At 68.2% G+C, this 17,367-nt stretch carries 16 protein-coding genes; 10 read left to right on the top strand and 6 right to left on the bottom strand.

The genetic code is table 11. The features are described 5' to 3' along the window. Positions 1-123 precede the first annotated feature (123 nt). Positions 124-489 (bottom strand): DUF2917 domain-containing protein, encoded by a 366-nt coding sequence (locus BLV92_RS06030; RefSeq protein ID WP_166677003.1) that lies wholly within the window; start codon positions 487-489, stop codon positions 124-126. Positions 490-693: 204 nt separating this feature from the next. Here BLV92_RS06030 and BLV92_RS06025 point away from each other — a divergent pair, with 204 nt between their 5' ends. Then, positions 694-2,442: a phospholipase D family protein gene (locus BLV92_RS06025; protein ID WP_090543145.1), complete on the top strand. Its 1,749-nt coding sequence runs from the start codon at positions 694-696 to the stop codon at positions 2,440-2,442. Positions 2,443-2,658: 216 nt separating this feature from the next. Further along, positions 2,659-4,059 (top strand): class II fumarate hydratase, encoded by a 1,401-nt coding sequence (gene fumC, locus BLV92_RS06020; RefSeq protein ID WP_090543143.1) that lies wholly within the window; start codon positions 2,659-2,661, stop codon positions 4,057-4,059. A gap of 80 nt (positions 4,060-4,139) precedes the next feature. Here the strand turns inward: fumC and BLV92_RS06015 are convergent, their stop codons facing one another. The 3 genes from BLV92_RS06015 to BLV92_RS32865 all read right to left on the bottom strand — a co-directional run bounded on the left by BLV92_RS06015 (position 4,140) and on the right by BLV92_RS32865 (position 6,212). Continuing rightward, the gene (locus BLV92_RS06015; RefSeq protein WP_090546863.1) at positions 4,140-4,643 is read right to left on the bottom strand and encodes an acyl-CoA thioesterase; all 504 of its coding nucleotides are present in this window, start codon (positions 4,641-4,643) and stop codon (positions 4,140-4,142) included. A gap of 326 nt (positions 4,644-4,969) precedes the next feature. After that, the gene (locus BLV92_RS06005; RefSeq protein WP_090543139.1) at positions 4,970-5,974 is read right to left on the bottom strand and encodes a GlxA family transcriptional regulator; all 1,005 of its coding nucleotides are present in this window, start codon (positions 5,972-5,974) and stop codon (positions 4,970-4,972) included. A gap of 103 nt (positions 5,975-6,077) precedes the next feature. Then, positions 6,078-6,212: a hypothetical protein gene (locus BLV92_RS32865; protein ID WP_256216319.1), complete on the bottom strand. Its 135-nt coding sequence runs from the start codon at positions 6,210-6,212 to the stop codon at positions 6,078-6,080. A gap of 341 nt (positions 6,213-6,553) precedes the next feature. Between BLV92_RS32865 and BLV92_RS06000 the strand changes: the two genes are divergently transcribed. Further along, complete coding sequence (locus tag BLV92_RS06000) at positions 6,554-7,267, top strand: ArsR/SmtB family transcription factor (protein ID WP_090543137.1); 714 nt, start codon at positions 6,554-6,556, stop codon at positions 7,265-7,267. A 94-nt stretch (positions 7,268-7,361) separates the two neighbouring features. Here BLV92_RS06000 and BLV92_RS05995 read toward each other — a convergent pair whose 3' ends face one another. Then, entirely contained in the window at positions 7,362-8,333 is a 972-nt protein-coding gene (locus BLV92_RS05995; protein ID WP_090546862.1) for a thymidylate synthase, read from the bottom strand. 217 nt (positions 8,334-8,550) lie between these two features. Beyond that, positions 8,551-9,948, bottom strand: coding sequence for a sigma-54 dependent transcriptional regulator (locus BLV92_RS05990; protein WP_090543136.1), 1,398 nt, complete (start codon positions 9,946-9,948; stop codon positions 8,551-8,553). A gap of 541 nt (positions 9,949-10,489) precedes the next feature. On the opposite strand from BLV92_RS05990, the gene BLV92_RS05985 reads away from it, so the two are divergent. The 7 genes from BLV92_RS05985 to BLV92_RS05955 all read left to right on the top strand — a co-directional run bounded on the left by BLV92_RS05985 (position 10,490) and on the right by BLV92_RS05955 (position 17,351). Then, complete coding sequence (locus BLV92_RS05985; protein ID WP_090543135.1) at positions 10,490-10,957, top strand: hypothetical protein; 468 nt, start codon at positions 10,490-10,492, stop codon at positions 10,955-10,957. 61 nt (positions 10,958-11,018) lie between these two features. After that, entirely contained in the window at positions 11,019-11,549 is a 531-nt protein-coding gene (locus BLV92_RS05980) for a hypothetical protein (protein WP_244283751.1), read from the top strand. 155 nt (positions 11,550-11,704) lie between these two features. Continuing rightward, positions 11,705-12,184 (top strand): hypothetical protein, encoded by a 480-nt coding sequence (locus BLV92_RS05975; RefSeq protein WP_309147436.1) that lies wholly within the window; start codon positions 11,705-11,707, stop codon positions 12,182-12,184. A 29-nt stretch (positions 12,185-12,213) separates the two neighbouring features. Beyond that, the gene (locus tag BLV92_RS05970; protein ID WP_090543133.1) at positions 12,214-13,797 is read left to right on the top strand and encodes a beta strand repeat-containing protein; all 1,584 of its coding nucleotides are present in this window, start codon (positions 12,214-12,216) and stop codon (positions 13,795-13,797) included. A gap of 378 nt (positions 13,798-14,175) precedes the next feature. After that, the gene (locus BLV92_RS05965) at positions 14,176-14,889 is read left to right on the top strand and encodes a C39 family peptidase (RefSeq protein ID WP_090543131.1); all 714 of its coding nucleotides are present in this window, start codon (positions 14,176-14,178) and stop codon (positions 14,887-14,889) included. A 12-nt stretch (positions 14,890-14,901) separates the two neighbouring features. Next, a complete protein-coding gene (locus BLV92_RS05960) occupies positions 14,902-15,741 on the top strand; it encodes a peptidase C39 (RefSeq protein WP_090543129.1) in 840 nt (279 codons plus the stop codon). A gap of 137 nt (positions 15,742-15,878) precedes the next feature. After that, positions 15,879-17,351: a hypothetical protein gene (locus tag BLV92_RS05955; protein ID WP_090543127.1), complete on the top strand. Its 1,473-nt coding sequence runs from the start codon at positions 15,879-15,881 to the stop codon at positions 17,349-17,351. The last annotated feature ends 16 nt before the right edge of the window (positions 17,352-17,367 follow it).

The following is a 17,367-nucleotide window of genomic DNA, read 5'->3' as shown; positions in this document are numbered from 1 at the left end:
GTTCGCCGGTTCGCCGGTTCGCCGGTTCGCCGGTTCGCCGCTAGAGTCTCCCTGATTTCGGCGATCCGGCAAGCCTTCTGCCCTTTCCAGAGACTCTCCTTTCGCCAGCCTGGCGCGTCCCGGTCACACGCGATTGGTGGCCGCCTGCCGCACCGTTCCCGCCGTCCGTCGCGACAACGCCCGTCGCAGCCTGACCGCCCAGCCGATCATCCGAGTACCGATCGCCGCAAGCGCCCCGCACTCCGGCTCCACGAGCGGCGTCAGCGCGCAGCACACCGGTTCGTCCCAGCCGCCGATCCACACGCGCTCGCCCGCTGCGAGCGGCAGCGCATCGCCGGGGAACAGCCAGTAGTCCGCGGCGTCGCGCTCGACCGTCACCCAGACCCGCCCCGTCCGCGCCGTCAGCACGGTCCCCCTCATGACCCGCACCCCGCGGCATGCGCCGCGTCCGACCATCAGCACATCGCGGCTCGCCGTTTCGCCGTCCATCCTCGCCCCCATCGTTCCTGATGCGAGCGAGTGTCGCGCGCCGCCTGGCGGGGATGTTTCCGACTCGCATGAAACGACGAATCCGCACCCCGGACTTCAAGGACCAGGCACGCGCCATGCGCATCGCGCGGCGCGGCCACCCCGCGCCGCGCGGACCGACCGGCGGCTTCCCTTAGAATCGTCGCTGACCGGGCAGCCACCCGAATGCGAACGATCACGCCCGCCCCGCCCTGGAGGAACCGCTTGCCCGCGCACCCCGCCCTGCCCGATCCCCGCACCCCAGAGCGCCGCGCGGCAACGACGAGCGCGACGCCGTCACCGGCCGCGAGCGCCCGCGCCCCCGCCAGCACGGGTCGCCACGCGCTCCGTCGCCTCGCCGCCGCGCTCGCCTGCCTGCTGCTCGCGACCGCGTGCGCGACCCGGCCGCCCGCGTCCGCGTACACGCGCTCGGCAACCACCGCATTGCCGACCTCGACGCCGACGCCGCTCGCCGCCGCGCTCGCCGGCCCGGAACGCGCGCATCCGGGCCAGTCCGGCTTCCGCCTGCTGGTGACCGGCACCGACGCGCTGCAGATGCGCGTCGCGCTCGCGCGCGCGGCGACGAAAACGCTCGACATGCAGTACTACATCGCGAACGAGGACACGACCGGCAAGCTGCTGCTCGGCGCGGCGCTCTACGCGGCCGATCGCGGCGTGCGCGTGCGGATGCTGGTCGACGACCTGAACTTCCACGACATCGACCGCCTGATGGCCGCGCTCGACACGCATCCGAACATCGAGATCCGCGTGTTCAACCCGTACGGCAGCGCGCACGAAAGCATGTTCACGCGCACCGCGAACCTGTTCACGAACATCGACGCGTTCACGCGCCGGATGCACAACAAGGCGATGATCGCGGACAACCAGATCGCGATCGTCGGCGGCCGCAATCTCGGCGACGAATACTTCAGCGCGAGCACGACGCTGCAGTTCAGCGACCTCGACCTGCTGACGGCCGGCCCGATCACCGCGCCGATCTCGCAGAGCTTCGACGAATACTGGGCGAGCGACGACGCGTATCCGCTCGCGGTGCTGAACCGCCGGCGCTTCGACCCGCACGACCTCGACGTCGCGCGCGACGACCTGCGCCGCCACTGGCACGACAACGCCGATCCATACAACGCGAAACCGCTGAACGCGACGCCGCTCGCCGCGCAGATCGCCGGCGACCAGTTGAGCCTCGTGTGGGCGAACGCGCGTTTCGTCGCCGACTCGCCGCAGAAGATCAACGCGCCGTCGGACGGCCAGGTCGGCGACGCGATGCAGGAGCTGATCGACCAGATGAACGGCGCCGAGCACAGCGTGCTCGCGTTCTCGCCGTACTTCGTGCCGCACGACGCGGGCGTGAAAGTGCTCGGCGCGCTGACCGCGCGCGGCGTGCGCGTCGCGATCCTGACGAACTCGCTCGCCGCCACCGACGCGGTCGCGGTGCAGGCCGGCTACAGCCCGTACCGCGTGCCGCTGCTCGAAAACGGCGTCGAGCTTTACGAGTTCAAGCCGCAGCAGAAATCGCCGCGGCTCGGGCTCGTCGGCTCGCGTTCGCGCGCGAGCCTGCACGCAAAGGCGTACGTGATCGACCAGCGCACGCTCGTGATCGGCTCGCTGAACCTCGACCCGCGCTCCGCGCACCTGAACACCGAACTCGCGCTCGTGATCGACAGTCCGCCGCTCGCCGAACAGACCGCGCGGCTCTTCGACACCGCGACGTCGCCGGCCGTCAGCTACCGCGTGACGCTCGCGACGCCGGCCGAACTCGCGCAACTGCGCGGCAGCGCGGCGCCGCAGTCGCGCCTCGTGTGGACCGACAGTGACAACGGCCTGCTGCGCACGTACAACCTCGATCCGCATGCGGGTTTCTACCGGAACGTGTTAACCGGGCTATTCTTGCTGTTGCCGCTCGACAGCCAGCTATGACGCGAAGCCTTTCCGGCCGCTGACACCCCGGTCTTCCGCGACCGCAGCGCCAGCATTCCTGTACAGCCAGCCGCCGCGGTCCCGCTCGCGCGGCGGCCCATCGCGGCCGCCGCATCGGGCAAAGCGGACCGCGTGCGAGTCCGGCACCGCCAGTCAACAGCGCCGGCGCGCACTGGGCGCGCCGGCGCCATCGTGCAATCAACACGGAGTGTCAACATGACAGAAGACGTACGTATGGAGCGCGACACGTTCGGCGAGATCGCCGTGCCCGCCGCGCGCCTGTGGGGCGCGCAGACGCAGCGCTCGTTGCAGAACTTCCGCATCTCGACCGAGAAGCAGTCGCCGGAACTGGTCACCGCGCTCGCGTGGATCAAGCGCGCGGCCGCCGAGGTGAACCTCGGCCTCGGCGTGCTCGACGAAAAGAAGGCGCACGCGATCGTCGAAGCGGCCGACGAGATCGTCGCGGGCAAGCATGCGGGCGAATTCCCGCTCGCGGTCTGGCAGACCGGCTCCGGCACGCAGACCAACATGAACCTGAACGAGGTGATCGCGAACCGCGCGAGCGAACTGCTCGGCGGCGAACGCGGCGAAGCGCGCAAGGTGCATCCGAACGACGACGTGAATCGCGGCCAGTCGTCGAACGACGTGTTCCCGACCGCGATGCACATCGCGGCCGCCTACGGGATCGTCAGGCATCTGCTGCCCGCGCTGAAGACGCTGCGCGACACGCTCGACGCAAAGTCGAAGGCGTTCGCGGACATCGTGAAGATCGGCCGCACGCACCTGCAGGACGCGACGCCGCTGACGCTCGGCCAGGAGTTCTCCGGCTACGTCGCGCAGCTCGATCACGGAATCAGGCACGTCGAATCGGCGCTGCCGCACCTGTACGAACTCGCGCAGGGCGGCACCGCGGTCGGCACCGGCCTGAACGCGCATCCGCAGTTCGCGGACCAGGTCGCCGCGGCGATCGGCAAGTTGACCGGGCTGCCGTTCGTGTCCGCGCCGAACAAGTTCGAGGTGATGGCCGCCGCCGACGCGCTGGTGTTCGCGCACGGCGCGCTGAAGACCGTCGCCGCGAGCCTGATGAAGATCGCGAACGACGTCCGCTGGCTCGCGAGCGGCCCGCGCTGCGGCCTCGGCGAACTATCGATTCCGGAAAACGAGCCGGGCAGCTCGATCATGCCGGGCAAGGTGAACCCGACGCAGTCGGAAGCGGTGACGATGCTGTGCTGCCAGGTGTTCGGCAACGACGCGGCGGTGAACTTCGGCGGCGCGAGCGGCAACTTCGAACTGAACGTGTTCCGGCCGATGATCGCGCACAACGTGCTGCAGTCGATCCGGCTGCTCGCGGACGGCGCACAGAGTTTCAACGATCACTGCGCGGTCGGCATCGAGCCGAACCGCTCGCGCATCGACACGCTGCTGAACGAATCGCTGATGCTGGTGACGGCGCTGAATCCGCACATCGGCTACGACAAGGCCGCGCAGATCGCGAAGAAGGCGCACAAGGAAGGCACGACGCTGAAGGCCGCCGCGCTCGCGCTCGGCCACGTGACCGAACAGCAGTTCGACGACTGGGTGAAGCCGCAGGACATGGTGGGCAACCTCAAGCGCTGACGGCGCGTCCCGCGCGGGTCTTCTACTGCGAAGCGAAGGCGGGCGCGCCGCCTTCGCTTCTTTCAACTACGCGGCGCGGCTCAGACCGCGCCCTTCACGACCTCTTCCGGCTTCAGTTCGACGATCGCGTCGAGCGCCTCCTTCACGTCCATCGCGTACTTCGCGAGGCGGTGCTGCTCGTCGGTCTGCGGGACGAACGGCGGCACGGGGATCGGATTGCCGTTCTCGTCGACCGCGACGAACACCACGAGACAGTCGGTCGTCAGCCGCAGCTGGCCGCTCTTCGGGTCGCCCGCGTGCACGGTCACGTGGATGTGCATGCTGGTGCGGCCGGTCGCGACGACGCGCGCGTGCAGTTCGACCATGTTGCCGACGAGGATCGGCCGGCGAAAACGGATATTGCCGACGCTGACCGTCACGCAGTAGCGGCCGGACCAGACCGCCGCGCACGCATACGCGGTCTCGTCGATCCATTTCATCAGCGCGCCGCCGTGCACCTTGCCGCCGAAGTTCACCGAGGTCGGCTCGGCGAGGAAGCGGAACGTCGTCTCGGAGCGTTCGAGGGGAAAGGCTGGGGTAGGCATGTTGGCTCCGCGCGTGGGGTCGTGAGTATTAGCCCCGCCTGCGTGACGGGATCGTAAGCCGTTGGAAACGGCTGGAAAGGCGTCGATTATACGGGCGCAATAAGGACAATGTGTCGCAGGGACGCCGCAGGGGTGAGTGTTGGCGCGGTGGGCGCGGGCGGTTCGCGGTTCGCGGTTCGCGGTTCGCGGTTCGCGGTTCGCGGTTCGCGGTTCGCGGTTCGCAGTTCGCCGTTCGCCGTTCGCCGTTCGCCGTTCGCCGTTCGCCGTTCGCCGTTCGCCGTTCGCCGTTCGCCGTTCGCCGTTCGCCGTTCGCCGTTCGCCGGAGCCTATGCCGCCGAAAACCGCGCGCGATAGTCGAGCGGCAGCACGCCGAAGCGCCGCTCGAACGCGCGGCGCAGGTTCTGCTCGCTGCCGAAACCGCAGTCCGAGGCGATCCGCTTCAGCGGCAGCCGCGACTGCGCAAGCGCGTGCGCGGCCGCTTCGACGCGCATCGCCGCGACGGTCCGCGCGGGCGTGCGGCCAACCTCGTCGGCGTAGCGGCGCGCGAACGTGCGCGGGCTCATCCGCGCCTGCTCCGCAAGCCGCTCGACGCTCAGGTCGACGTGCAGGTTCGCGGCCATCCAGCCGTGCAGCGCGTCGAACGGGCCGCCCGCCGAGGCCTGCGCGGCCAGCGCCTCGCTGAACTGCGACTGGCCGCCGGGCCGCTTGATGAACACGACGAGCCGGCGCGCGGCCTGCATCGCGACCGCGTGGCCGCAGTCGGCGTCGATCAGCGCGAGCGACAGGTCGATGCCGGCCGTCACGCCCGCCGACGTCCATACCGCGCGGCCGTCGCGCTCGTCACAGATGAAGATCGGCTCCGGATCGACGTGAACCTTCGGGAAGCGGCGCGCAAGCTGCGCCGCGTTGCGCCAGTGCGTGGCCGCGCGGCGGCCGTCGAGCAGCCCGGCGGCGGCCAGATAAAAGGCGCCGGTGCAGACCGATGCGACACGCCGCACGCGCGGCGCGCAATCCGCGATCCATGCGGTCAGCCGCGCGTCGAGCGAGGTCGCGTCGTCGATCGGAATGCCGGGGACGATCAGCGTGTCGATCGACTCGGGATCGAGCGCGTCGAGCCGCTGCGTGACGATCGGCAGGCCGGCGAACGTCGGCAGCACGCCGCCGTCGATCGACGCGATGGTGGTCCGGTACGCGTGCGGCCCCGGACCGGCGTTCGGCCCGGCCGCCGCCGCCATCGTCAGCTCCGCGCGCCAGAACGCCTCGACCGGACCGCACGCGTCGAGCAGCACGAGATCGGGGGCGACGGCGAACACGATATGGCGGACGGGCATGGCGATGGCGCGGAAGAATCGATGCCACCATCATCGCATCGTCCGCGCTGGCAGTCAGCATGAATTGACATCAATTCCTGCCAACCGTCTGACGCGACGGAGATCAGTCGTGGTGGAACGTGATGCCTTCGTCGACGGTGCCGTACATCGAGATGCCGCCGCCGCCCGAAGGCGGCCCGCCCTGTGCGCACGCCGCGCACAGCAGCGCGAGCGCGGCAACGGCAAGAATCCTTTTCATGACTGCATGACCGCTGGGAAAGAGACGTCGATTCTAGCGCAGGCGGGCAGCGTGTCGTGGGTTCATCGGCGCGGATGAGCGGGAGGAAAACCACGAGCGGCGCGGCTGAACAACCGGTGCGGCGAACCTGAGCGGCGAGCGGGCGCGGCCAACCGAGGGACGGCAACCCGTCCCGCAGCAGCAATGCCCGTCAGCCGGAACGAGCGACGCGCGTCCGCACGTTGCCGCGCGCCGCACCGGCGGCGGTGAAATCCGGCATTCCATGTTTCACCACTGCCTGAAACGTCGAATACCCCACTGCGCTACAGTGGCCCCCATCGCCATCCCTCACGAGAGCCGCAATGCCCGCCCCGCTCCCCGACGATTCGAGCCATTTCCCAGGCCTGTCCCGGATCGGCGCGCTGCTCGCCGACCCGGGCCGCGCCGCGATGCTGTGGGCGCTGATGGACGGCAGCGCGCGCCCCGCCGGCGAACTGACGCTGATCGCCGGCCTGTCGCCGTCCGCCGCGAGCGCGCATCTCGCGCGGCTGACCGACGGCGGCCTGCTCGCGCTCGACGTGCGCGGCCGTCACCGCTATTACCGGATCGCGACGGCGGACATCGCCGCGTCGATCGAGGCGCTCGCGAACGTCGCGCAGGCCGCCGCGCCGCAGCGGCCGGTGCCGCGCACGGCGCGCACGGTGCCGCTCGACCTGCGCCACGCGCGCACCTGTTACGACCACATGGCGGGCGAAATCGCGGTGCGCGTGTTCGACCGGCTCGTCGACAGCGGCCTGCTCGTGCGCGACGGCGACCGGCTGGACGCGACCGACGCAGGCACGGCGCGGCTGCGCGACTGGGGCATCGACGTCGCCGCGCAGCGCGCGCGCAAGCGCCGCTTCGCGTGCACGTGCCTCGACTGGAGCGAGCGCCGGCCGCATCTGGGCGGCGCGCTCGGCGCGGCGCTGCTCGACTCGTGGAGCTCGCGCGGCTGGGTCGAACGGACGAGCCGTCCGCGCGTGCTGCGCATCACGCCGGCCGGGCAGCAGCAGTTCGATGCGTTCGTCGCGACGTGACCGCCACGCGCCAGCTCCGGACACCCCACAACGAAAAAGCCCGTGGACCGGCGCGCGGCCCACGGGCTTCGGTAATTTCTACCGCGTACGACGCCTAGACCGCCATCGGCGCGGTCAGCGGCTCGTGATGCCGGTAGCCGACCAGCGAAAAATCGGACGGCTCGACCTTGTCCAGCCACTCCGGCTCGTACACGCCGGTTTTCGCGTATTCCGGAATCCGCGGCGAGATCGCCAGTTGCGGGCTTTCGTACGGCTCGCGGCGCAACTGCTCGCGCAGCATGTCGAGCTGGTTCTCGTAGATGTGCGCGTCGCCGATGAAGTACGTGAACCAGCGCGGCGTATAGCCGGTCAGCCGCCCGACCAGATGCAGCAGCACCGCGCCTTCGGTCAGGTTGAACGGCGTGCCGAGTCCGACGTCGTTGCTGCGGATGTACAGGCACAGCGAGATTTCGCGGCGCTCCGCGTTCGGCAGAAACTGATACAGCAGGTGGCACGCGGGCAGCGCGATTTCTTCGAGCAGCGCCGGATTCCACGCGTGGAACAGAATGCGCCGGTCGGACGGATTCGTCATGATGGTGTCGAGGCACTGGCGCAACTGGTCGATCGCCTTGTACAGCAGCACCTTCGGGCGGCCGTCCTCGATGAACTCCGTCACGCGGTGATAACCGCGCGACAGCGCGTCGTCGATCTGCGCGGCCGCGTCGGTGTCGAGCGCCTTGTACGCGGGCCAGCGACGCCACTGCACGCCGTACACGTCGCCCAGGTCGTCCGTGCCTTCGCGATACGGATTCGCGAGCCACTGCGCGTTGTCGTTCGCGTTCGCGTCCCAGACCTTGCAGCCGAGCGCGCGGAACTCCGCCGCGCTGCGCGACGCGCGCAGAAACCCGACCAGTTCGCCGACCGCCGACTTGAACGCGAGCTTCTTCGTCGTCACGGCCGGGAAACCCTGCTGCAGATCGAAGCGCAGCATCGCGCCCGGCATGCTGATCGTGCGGATGCCGGTGCGGTTTTCCTGCCAGTTGCCGGTGTCGAGGACTGAGCGGACCAGCTCAAGGTACTGTTTCATGCGGGCGGGTTCCTGTTCCCACGGACGGCGCGGATCGCAGCGGATCGCACGCCGGCGCGCGGACGCGTCCATGACGGACGGGTAAAACCCCGATTCTAGCAAGCGGCGGGCAATGCTTCCTGAAACCCCCGGCGGACCCACCCTGCGTCGGCCGCGCAGCCAGCGCACGCCCGCATCGCGCGTAGGGCGGCAACTTCCATCGGCCGCGCCGCGCGGCTCACAGCGCCGCGCCGCCGTTCGACGTGAGCCCGCCCGGATGCGGCGCGAGCGCGTCGCTCTGCATGTGGCGCATCCCGTGCGCGCACAGCAGCCGGTACAGCGTGACGCGCGAGATCCCCAGTTCGTGCGCGGCGTCGCCGAGCCGGCCGCGATGGCGCAGCAGCGCGAGTTCGATCGCCTGCCGCTCGGCCGCCTCGCGCGCCTGCGCGAGCGACACCGGCACGACCTCGACGTACTCGCCCAGTTCGAGGTCGCGCGCGGTGATCGCGCGCCCTTCGGACATCACGATCGCGCGGCGCACGCGGTTGATCAGCTCGCGCACGTTGCCGGGCCAGCTGTAGTTATGCAGCGCGGCGATCGCGTCCGGCGAGAAGCCGCGCAGCCGGCGGCCGCCGTCCTTGCGGAAGCGTTCGAGCATGTGCCGCGCGAGCAGCTCGATGTCCTTGCCGCGCGCGCGCAGCGGCGGCTCGTCGATCTGCAGCACGCACAGCCGGTGATACAGATCCTGCCGGAAGCGCCCATCGGCCATCGCCGCGCGCAGATCGACGTGGGTCGCCGAGATGATCCGCACGTCGACCGGAATCTGCTCGTGGCCGCCGAGCCGCTCGATCTTGCCTTCCTGAAGGAAGCGCAGCAGGCTCGCCTGGCTCTCCAGCGGCAGGTCGCCGATTTCGTCGAGGAACAGCGTGCCGCCGTTGGCGGACTCGACCCGGCCGATCTTGCGCTGGCTCGCGCCGGTGAACGCGCCCCGCTCGTAGCCGAACAGTTCGGACTGCAACAGATGAGGCGGAATCGCGCCGCAGTTGATCGGCACGAACGGCGCCTTGCGGCGCGCGGAACGCTCGTGAATGGCGACCGCGGTCAGTTCCTTGCCGGTGCCGGACTCGCCCGAAATGAACACCGGCGCATCGGTCATCGCGACCTTGCGGATCGAGCGGAACAACGCGAGCATCGCGTCGCACGAACCGACCATCTCGCCTTCGTTGCCGCCCGTCGTGTCGTTCGATGCGGGTTCGCCGAGCGATACCATGCCGTACGCATGGCCGACCGAATCCACGATCCGGTCGCCGCTCCACGGCACTGTTACGTAATCGAAACAGTAATCGCGCACGAGCCGGCGCAGCGACGCGTCGTGCAACTGGCCGGTCGTCGTCGCCGCGACCCAGCCGACGTTGGGCAACGTAAGGCACGGTTCGAACGAACCGATTTCGTTCAACTGAAAGTGGCTCGACAGGTCGAGCAGTCCGCCCGCGGGCTGGCCTGCCCGCAGTGCGCGCCGTGCTTCGCGCGCGTTGGCGACGACTTCCACCGTCCAGCCGCGATCCTGAAACTGATCATGCAATGCCGCGTTAGGGTCACGCGTCACGTACACCAATTGCCGCGTTGCGGGTTCCATTATTCAGATCCTCTTGCCAACACAGATTGAGAATGACGGACGCACCTGAATTCCAGACACGCAGCACGAATCGCCACTCGCCTTCTGAAAGAAAAAGGCGACCGGGTATGCTTTTTTGCTGACAGCGATTCCCCGAGTTGCGGCGTGTGTGTGCGTAATTTTTACGCGGCCCGTGGCGGGCTGGTTCTAACTACTGAGGTTTTGCCAAAGCTTACTATATGTGCAGTCCAACGCGGCAAAAAATATGTGTCGCTCGCCCGCGACAGCCTGTGGAAAGGCTTCCAGCCCGGGTGCGACAGTAATTGCCAACTCAATTAATAAAATAAATGGCGGACGCAATTATGCCCCTTTACCGGCGACATCCGTGTTTCAGATTTATTCCAGATGGTCGTAATTAACATTTACCGTTTCAGGTTTGAAACGTTTTGGCCGGTTTTCGCTTTGCGGATCTGCAACTGGCCGAAGCGTTCGAGACGCATCAACGGGTTTCGGGCGATGGCACACGTTTCGCTATAACGGCTGTCGACCAGGAGACCACGCCATGCGATCCGTTTCCCAACTTGCCCGACGCCTTTTCGCCGTTCGCCGCACCGCGCTTGCCGCGGCGCTGCTGCCCGCTACGCTCGCCGCCGCGCTGCTCGTCGCAGCGCCAGGCGCGCATGCGCAGGCGAACGACGCGCCCCGCGCCGCGCAGACCGACGAAGCGGTTGCCAGGTCGGGCGACGCGCCCACGGACAGCGCCGACGCGATCTCAGACCGCCGCCGGATCGCATCCGATACGCCGCATGGCGACGACACCGTCGCCGGCGTCGGGCAACTCGACGACCAGACGCTGTCGCGCCAGCGCGGCGGCGCGGTCGGCATGGTGATGGTCGCCGCGACGCCGCAGTTGATGCGCGGCAACGGCGTCACGCTATGGGACGAAATCGCACCGCCGATGCCGCTGCCGGTGCCGATCGATGCATCGCAGGCTGCTCAGGGAAACATCGCAAGCTATACGCGGAGATAACCGCTACGCGGAGCGCCGGCGCGACGCCTGAAGCCGCGCCGGCCCGTGGAAGGAGACCAGGATGACTATTTGCCTCACGACGCCGGCCTCGACAGGCCGGTGTCCCAACACGCGCGTCGCCGCGCTGCTCGGGGTGCTGTTCGGCCTCGCCGCCGCCGTCGCCGCCCCCCTCGCGACGGCCCAGCAGGTCGTCAACCCCGGCGACATCATCGTCGAGCGCGACATCACTCCGCGCAGCGCCTTCGCGTCGATCCCGAAGAGCGAGGACCCGGTCAGCGTGCGCGCGACGACGTTCCCGAAAAACTCGTTCGACCCGATGATGGCGTCGCTCGTCTCGGATACCGATCTGACGAACGCGCGCGGTTCGACCGGCGTCGCCCCCGGCGGCATCCTGAACAACAACAGCGCCGGCATGCAGGCGGTCACGCGCATCCTGAGCGGCAACCCGACCGGCTCGAACACCGCGCTCGGCGCGGCCGGCGCTGGCGTCGGCGCGGTCAGCGGGATAGGCGGCACGATCTCGTCGACCGTCACCGGCGCGCTCGCGCCGCTGTCCACCGCGTTGAGCGGCGCGCTCGGAGGCATGAAGTGAGCCCGCGCGCGCATCGCGTCCCGCTCCGCCGCGCGCGGTTCGCACGATTCGCACACGCCGCCGCGCTGCTTGTCGCGGCCGCCCTCTGCGGCTCGGCGCACGCGCAGGCGATCGTCGGCGCGAACGCGAGCGTCGCGCCCGATGCGGCCATCGGCGTGACCGGCGCGCTCGCCGTCAACGAGGCCGCCGGCCTGAACAACGCGCAGGCCAACCAGTTGACGATCACCGACGGCGGCGCCGTCGGCAACCTGAACCTGAATGCGCAGCACGCGAGCGGCAGCGCGGTCGTGACGACCGCGCGCGCGAGCATCGGTGCGAATGCGTTTTCGAATGCGTCCGGCGCGGTGATGGTGAACCAGTCGGCGGGCGCGGGCAATGTCCAGAGCAACAGTGCGCAGCTCGGCACTGCTGCGATTGGGGTCGAGGCCGTTTCGGACGTCGTATTGTCCGCCGCGGCCGCGACCAACGGCGGCCGGGGACGCTCCGCCGAGGCACAGGGCATTCGCGAGGCCAGTATCGGCAATACAGCCTTCGCGAATGCCACCGGTCTCGTGCAGATCAACCAGGCAGCCGGCGCCGGCAACGTCACGGCGAACAGTTTTGTGCTCCGTCCCCCGGCGGGCACTCTTTTTTAACTGACTACATCCGTATCGGAGCGACAACCATGAAGCGCACACTCATTGCAGCGGCAGTCTTCGCAGCGGCGACCGGTTCCGCGTTCGCGGCCCCGGCCAACCCCTTCCTGTTCAATTCGACGGCCGTCGGTCAGCAGGTCGGCATCGAAGGATGGGTGACGCTGTTCGGCTGCGTCCAGGTGTCGAGCACTGCCGGCGCCGTCATCAACAACAGCCAGACCGTCAACGCGAACGCGACGCTGTATCCGCAGGCCCAGAGCTTCCAGATCGGCGCGGTGACGACCACCTACAACGACCGCAACTGGAGCGTGAACGGCACCGGCGCGAACGGCACGTACAACAACAGCAGCTTCAGCACGTCGCAGAACTCGGACGCGTCGAAGTCGTCGTCTGGCTCGCACTCGATCGACACGAACACGAGCAAGAGCGCCAGCAGCAATTCGAGCTTCGGCAACAGCCTGAACGCGAGCGTCGGCAGCCAGTACAGCGTGTCGAGCAACAACGGCAGCACGAGCGACAGCTCGTCGACGAACCACGCGTCGAACACCGGCAGCAGCGGCCATACGCAGTCGCACAGCGACGTCGCGAACAACACGTCGTCGCACTCGCAGGACGGCGGCGGCATGGCAACGGTCGGCATCCAGACGTCGAGCAGCGGCACCTTCGGCAACGGCAGCGCGAGCGTCACCGTCGGCGGCGACGGCAGCACGTATCACAACCGCGACAGCTCGCACGACAACTCGGGCACGAAGCAGGCGTCGAACTCGTGGGGCCGCACGACCGACTCGAACGCGACGTCAAACTCGTCGAACGCGAACAACGCGTATGCGAACGGCAGCGCGAGCGCGTCGCTGAACGCGAGCGTCGACGGCTCGTCGAGCCGCTCGCGCGATTCGGACAGTTCGTACTCGCACGACACGACGAAGTCGAACGACAGCTCGCGCTCGTCGTCGTCGTCGTATGCGAAGGACACGTCGTCGAGCCATTCGTGGGGCTACAACGTCAGCGACTCGCTGACGACGGTCGATGAAACGACGACCGGCAGCTTCACGCAGATCACGAACACGCAGCAGGCGGCGACGCTGAACGCGACGACCGGCACCAACGCGGCGACCGGCGTGTCCGGCAACCTCGGCATCAACATCGCCGAGGGCGTCGACAACGCGCAGGCGAACAACGTCGCGCTCGCGTCGGTGGACGTCGGCAACGTGTTCGGCAATGCGCAGATCTTCAATGCGCAGCAAGGCTCCGGCACCGCGCGGATCAACAACTACAACCTGAACGCATCCGTCGGCGACAACTCGCTGTCGAGCGTCACCGGCAACGTCGGGGTGAACGTCGCGTCGGGCGTCGGCAACATCCAGAACAACAGCCTTGCCGGCGCGGTGACGACGACGAGCCCGGGTTACGCGCTGACGACCGCGATGGTCGCGACCGACAACAACACGCAAAGCGCGAACATGGTCGTGACGGGTGCGTTCCAGGGCACCGCGAGCCTCGGCGCGAACACGCTCAACGGCGCGAGCGGCAACATCGGCGTGAACATCGCGGGCGGCGCCGGCAACCTGCAGCACAACGGCCTCGCGATCGCTGCGCTGAACAGCGGCCATTAAGCCGCGTCGCAGCACGGGGAGCTGCGCACCGGTCGCCGTCACGGCGGCCGGTGCGGCAGATCAACGGCGAGCATCGTGCAGGGGATCGAAGCAGGCGCTACAGCACTGACCCCGATCGACGGCTTTGCAGGGGATCGGAGTAGGCGTTGAAGCGTCAATTCTGGTCGACCGCTTTGCATGGGACCAGAGTAGGCGCTAAAGCGCCAACTCCGATCGACAGCTTTGCATGGGACCGGAGTAGGCGCTAAAGCGCCAACTCTGGTCGACCGCTTTGCATGGGACCAGAGTAGGCGCTAAAGCGCCAACTCCGATCGACAGCTTTGCATGGGACCAGAGTAGGCGCTAAAGCGCCAACTCTGGTCGACACAGGAGACCATCATGTCCGGGCTCGTTCCGCTCCCGGCGGCAAAGGCTTTCGTCGTCGCACTGGCAAGTTGCCTGTTGTGTGCGCCGGCCCACGCACAATCGACCCTCGATACGACTAACCTCGTCGGCGTGCCGCTGAAGAAGCCCATTCGTTCGATGAGAGACATCCGCTACACCAGCATCGTCAACCAGCAATTCGACTATAGCTGCGGCGCCGCCGCGCTCGCGACGCTGCTCAAATACGGCTACGGAATCGATATTCCGGAAACCGAACTGATCCGCCGGATGATGGCGTTCTCGACGCCGGAGGTGGTCATCAAGAACGGCTTCTCGATGCTCGACATGAAAAAGTTCGTCGAGACGATCGGAATGCGCGGCCGGGGCTTCAGGGTCAACACCGATGCGCTCTACCACCTGCAGATTCCAGTAATGGTGCTGATGAACATCGACGGCTACGAGCACTTCGTGATCGTCAAGCACGCCGAAAACGGCCGCATCTTCATCGCCGACCCCGCGCTCGGCAACCGCATCGTCAACGAAAGCGACTTCGCCAAAACGTGGAACGGCCTCGTGTTCGCCGTTCTCGGCAAACCGTTCAGGGAGGACTCCCCGCTGTTGCAGAACAACGAGTCGCTCGCGCTGAAGCTGCGCTCCACCGCGCTCGCCAACGGCACGGCTGCGACCCCCTTCGTTGAATTCGGCCTCGACAAGGCCGTCCTGTTCTGAAACCAAACCGTCATGAAACGCTACCTCTCCACGTATGGCGTCACGGCCGCGCTCTGCGCGCTCGCGTGCGGCCACGCGAGCGGAGCGTCTACCGCCGACAGCCCCGGCGCAGAAACACTGCCGGCCTTTCTTTCGGCCGGCGGCGCCGGGCAGCAGACCCTTCGATGGCAGTCCGTCGACGACGACGTACTCGCCTCCCAGACCGGCAAATACGCCGGCAGCCAGATGATCTCCGGGTTCGTGCTGAACCTGCTCTCGCAATGGCATCTGCCGAACGGCGCGACCGCCGTCGCGCAAGGCTCGCTGGTGGTCGCGCAGAACGCCGCGAACCAGGTCAGCGCGCAGGTGCAGACCGCCGCGCACGTGCTCGACGCCGGCCACGGCACGAACGCCGCGAACAGCGGCGCGAATCCGGACGCGAGCGCGAACGGCGGCCAGAACGTGTCGGTGAACGGCGTATCGCAGGTCACCCAGGTCGCCGGCAACAATAACGTCGGCACCAACGCCACGCAGATCGACTACAGCAACAACGCGGCGCAGTTCGCGAACGTGGCGGGCGGCAGCGCATCGCCGTCCGCGAGCGCGGCCAATGCAACCGGCACGGTGAAGGCCGGCATCGCGTTCGCGAACGGCGGCGTCACGGTTTCATTGCAGACGCCGGCCGGCATCGCCACGCAGAGCATCGCGCCGGGCAACGCGCAGCAGGCCGGCTCGATCGCGCAGTTGCTGCAGGTGGCGGGCAACAGCCAGCAGGTCGCGAACCAGTTGCAGCTCGTATTGCAGACGCAGCAGATCAGCGGCGCGATGCTGCGGCAGACCGGCGTATTGCAGGCGCTGCGCAACGTCCGCTAGCGGGAAATGGAAGGATGACGAGGAGACCTTGAGCGGGCCGCGACCCGCACGATGTAGCCGCAGCAAGACAGGAGCATCGCAATGCGCGGGGGTCGCGCCGGACGGTTCGGCGCCCGCGGCAATCCGGGGGAACAACAATGAACACGATGTCGAGGACCGTCGCGGGGCGGCCGGCGCTCGCCGCCATACCCGCAGCAGCCGTACTGCTGTTTTTTGTGTTTTCGCGGGACGCCGGCGCGCAGGCGCTGACGAACCAGTCACTCGAAGATCGTCTGAACACTCTGATGCGCGTGGTCGATGAGCAGCAACGACAGATCCAGTCGCTGGAGCGCCAGGTGACGAACCTGGAGATGGCGCAGCGCGGACGCGGATTGTCCGGCGGGACCGCGCCGGACGGCGACAGCGTCGCGGAACAACCCGGCGCGGACGGCCTGCCGGTGCCGCTGCCGCCTCTGCCGCAACTCGCGCAGGCGACGCCCGGCGTGAACGCGCCCGGCGCGCAGACCGGCACCGCGACCGGCGTGCCGGTCAACCCGCCAGCGCCGGACAGCGGCGTCACCGCGGGCGCGACCGGCAGCGCCGCCGCGAGCGGCCCGCAGCAGCCCGGCGAGACGACCGCGGTCGGGCAGACGCAGAAGGCCGCCGAGCCGACCCGCACGCAGGCCGAGCAGGCGGTCGTGCAGCGCGAGCACGCGCCGCTCTTCGACCGCCGGCTGACGCTCGACTGGGGCATCAGCGATACCTATTACGACCGTCGCCAGTTGCAGTTGTCCGGCTTCCTCGCGCTCGACGCGATCTTCCTCGGCAACATCAACCTCGGCCAGACGAAGTCGCACCAGGTGATGGCCGACCTCGACACGCGCTACGGCCTCACCGACCGGATCAGCGTCGACGTCGACGTGCCGTACATGTACCGCAACAGCAGCTTCATCGTCGGGGGCGCGGGCGGCGCGGCCGGCACGCTGTCCGATGCGTCGGTCAGCTCGCACGCCATCGGCGACGTGAACTTCGGGATCTACTACCAGTTCCTGAAGGAGACCAACAACCTGCCCGACGTCGTCGGCAGCCTGCGCGTGAAAGCGCCGACCGGCACGTCGCCGTTCGGCATCAAGGTGCAGCAACTCACGCAGGACAACACGAACCTCGTCGCGCCGGGCGAACTGCCGACCGGCACCGGCTTCTGGAACGTGACGGCCGGCATGTCGGTGCTGAAGACGTACGACCCGGTCGTGCTGTTCGGCAGCCTGTCCTACACGTACAACGTCGCGCGCTCGTTCGCGGACATCTCGTCCGTGGTCGGGCAGACGCAGCCCGCGAACGTGAAGCTCGGCGACATCATCCAGTTCGGCGGCGGCGTCGCGCTCGCGTTCTCGGACAAGGACTCCGCGAGCATCTCGTACACGATGGCGCTGCAGCCGAAGTCGAAGACGAAAGCGCCGGGCGGCGCGTGGAGCGACGTGCCGGGCAGCCAGACGACCGCGGCCGTGCTGAATTTCGGCCTGAACCACGTAATCAACAAGCACCTGACGATCAACGGCGCGCTGTCGGTCGGGCTGACGCCCGACGCGCCGAACTTCGTCGTCGGGGTCCGCTTCCCTTACACCTTCTGACGAACGAGAGGCCATC

The organism is Paraburkholderia caballeronis, assembly GCF_900104845.1.
Taxonomy (GTDB): domain Bacteria; phylum Pseudomonadota; class Gammaproteobacteria; order Burkholderiales; family Burkholderiaceae; genus Paraburkholderia; species Paraburkholderia caballeronis.
Note: the sequence above shows the minus strand (reverse complement) of the source record. Positions and strands in the feature narration are given on the sequence as shown.

What these genes read in the sequence shown, in the direction of transcription:
- BLV92_RS05985 (WP_090543135.1), top strand. Translation starts at nt 10,490, where the DNA reads ATGCGATCCGTTTCCCAACTTGCCCGACGCCTTTTCGCCGTTCGCCGC.
- BLV92_RS05970 (WP_090543133.1), top strand. Translation starts at nt 12,214, where the DNA reads ATGAAGCGCACACTCATTGCAGCGGCAGTCTTCGCAGCGGCGACCGGT.
- BLV92_RS05995 (WP_090546862.1), bottom strand. Translation starts at nt 8,333, where the DNA reads ATGAAACAGTACCTTGAGCTGGTCCGCTCAGTCCTCGACACCGGCAAC.
- BLV92_RS05960 (WP_090543129.1), top strand. Translation starts at nt 14,902, where the DNA reads ATGAAACGCTACCTCTCCACGTATGGCGTCACGGCCGCGCTCTGCGCG.
- BLV92_RS05990 (WP_090543136.1), bottom strand. Translation starts at nt 9,948, where the DNA reads ATGGAACCCGCAACGCGGCAATTGGTGTACGTGACGCGTGACCCTAAC.
- BLV92_RS06005 (WP_090543139.1), bottom strand. Translation starts at nt 5,974, where the DNA reads ATGCCCGTCCGCCATATCGTGTTCGCCGTCGCCCCCGATCTCGTGCTG.
- BLV92_RS06015 (WP_090546863.1), bottom strand. Translation starts at nt 4,643, where the DNA reads ATGCCTACCCCAGCCTTTCCCCTCGAACGCTCCGAGACGACGTTCCGC.
- BLV92_RS05955 (WP_090543127.1), top strand. Translation starts at nt 15,879, where the DNA reads ATGAACACGATGTCGAGGACCGTCGCGGGGCGGCCGGCGCTCGCCGCC.
- BLV92_RS05980 (WP_244283751.1), top strand. Translation starts at nt 11,019, where the DNA reads ATGACTATTTGCCTCACGACGCCGGCCTCGACAGGCCGGTGTCCCAAC.
- fumC (WP_090543143.1), top strand. Translation starts at nt 2,659, where the DNA reads ATGACAGAAGACGTACGTATGGAGCGCGACACGTTCGGCGAGATCGCC.
- BLV92_RS06000 (WP_090543137.1), top strand. Translation starts at nt 6,554, where the DNA reads ATGCCCGCCCCGCTCCCCGACGATTCGAGCCATTTCCCAGGCCTGTCC.
- BLV92_RS05965 (WP_090543131.1), top strand. Translation starts at nt 14,176, where the DNA reads ATGTCCGGGCTCGTTCCGCTCCCGGCGGCAAAGGCTTTCGTCGTCGCA.
- BLV92_RS32865 (WP_256216319.1), bottom strand. Translation starts at nt 6,212, where the DNA reads ATGAAAAGGATTCTTGCCGTTGCCGCGCTCGCGCTGCTGTGCGCGGCG.
- BLV92_RS06025 (WP_090543145.1), top strand. Translation starts at nt 694, where the DNA reads ATGCGAACGATCACGCCCGCCCCGCCCTGGAGGAACCGCTTGCCCGCG.
- BLV92_RS06030 (WP_166677003.1), bottom strand. Translation starts at nt 489, where the DNA reads ATGGACGGCGAAACGGCGAGCCGCGATGTGCTGATGGTCGGACGCGGC.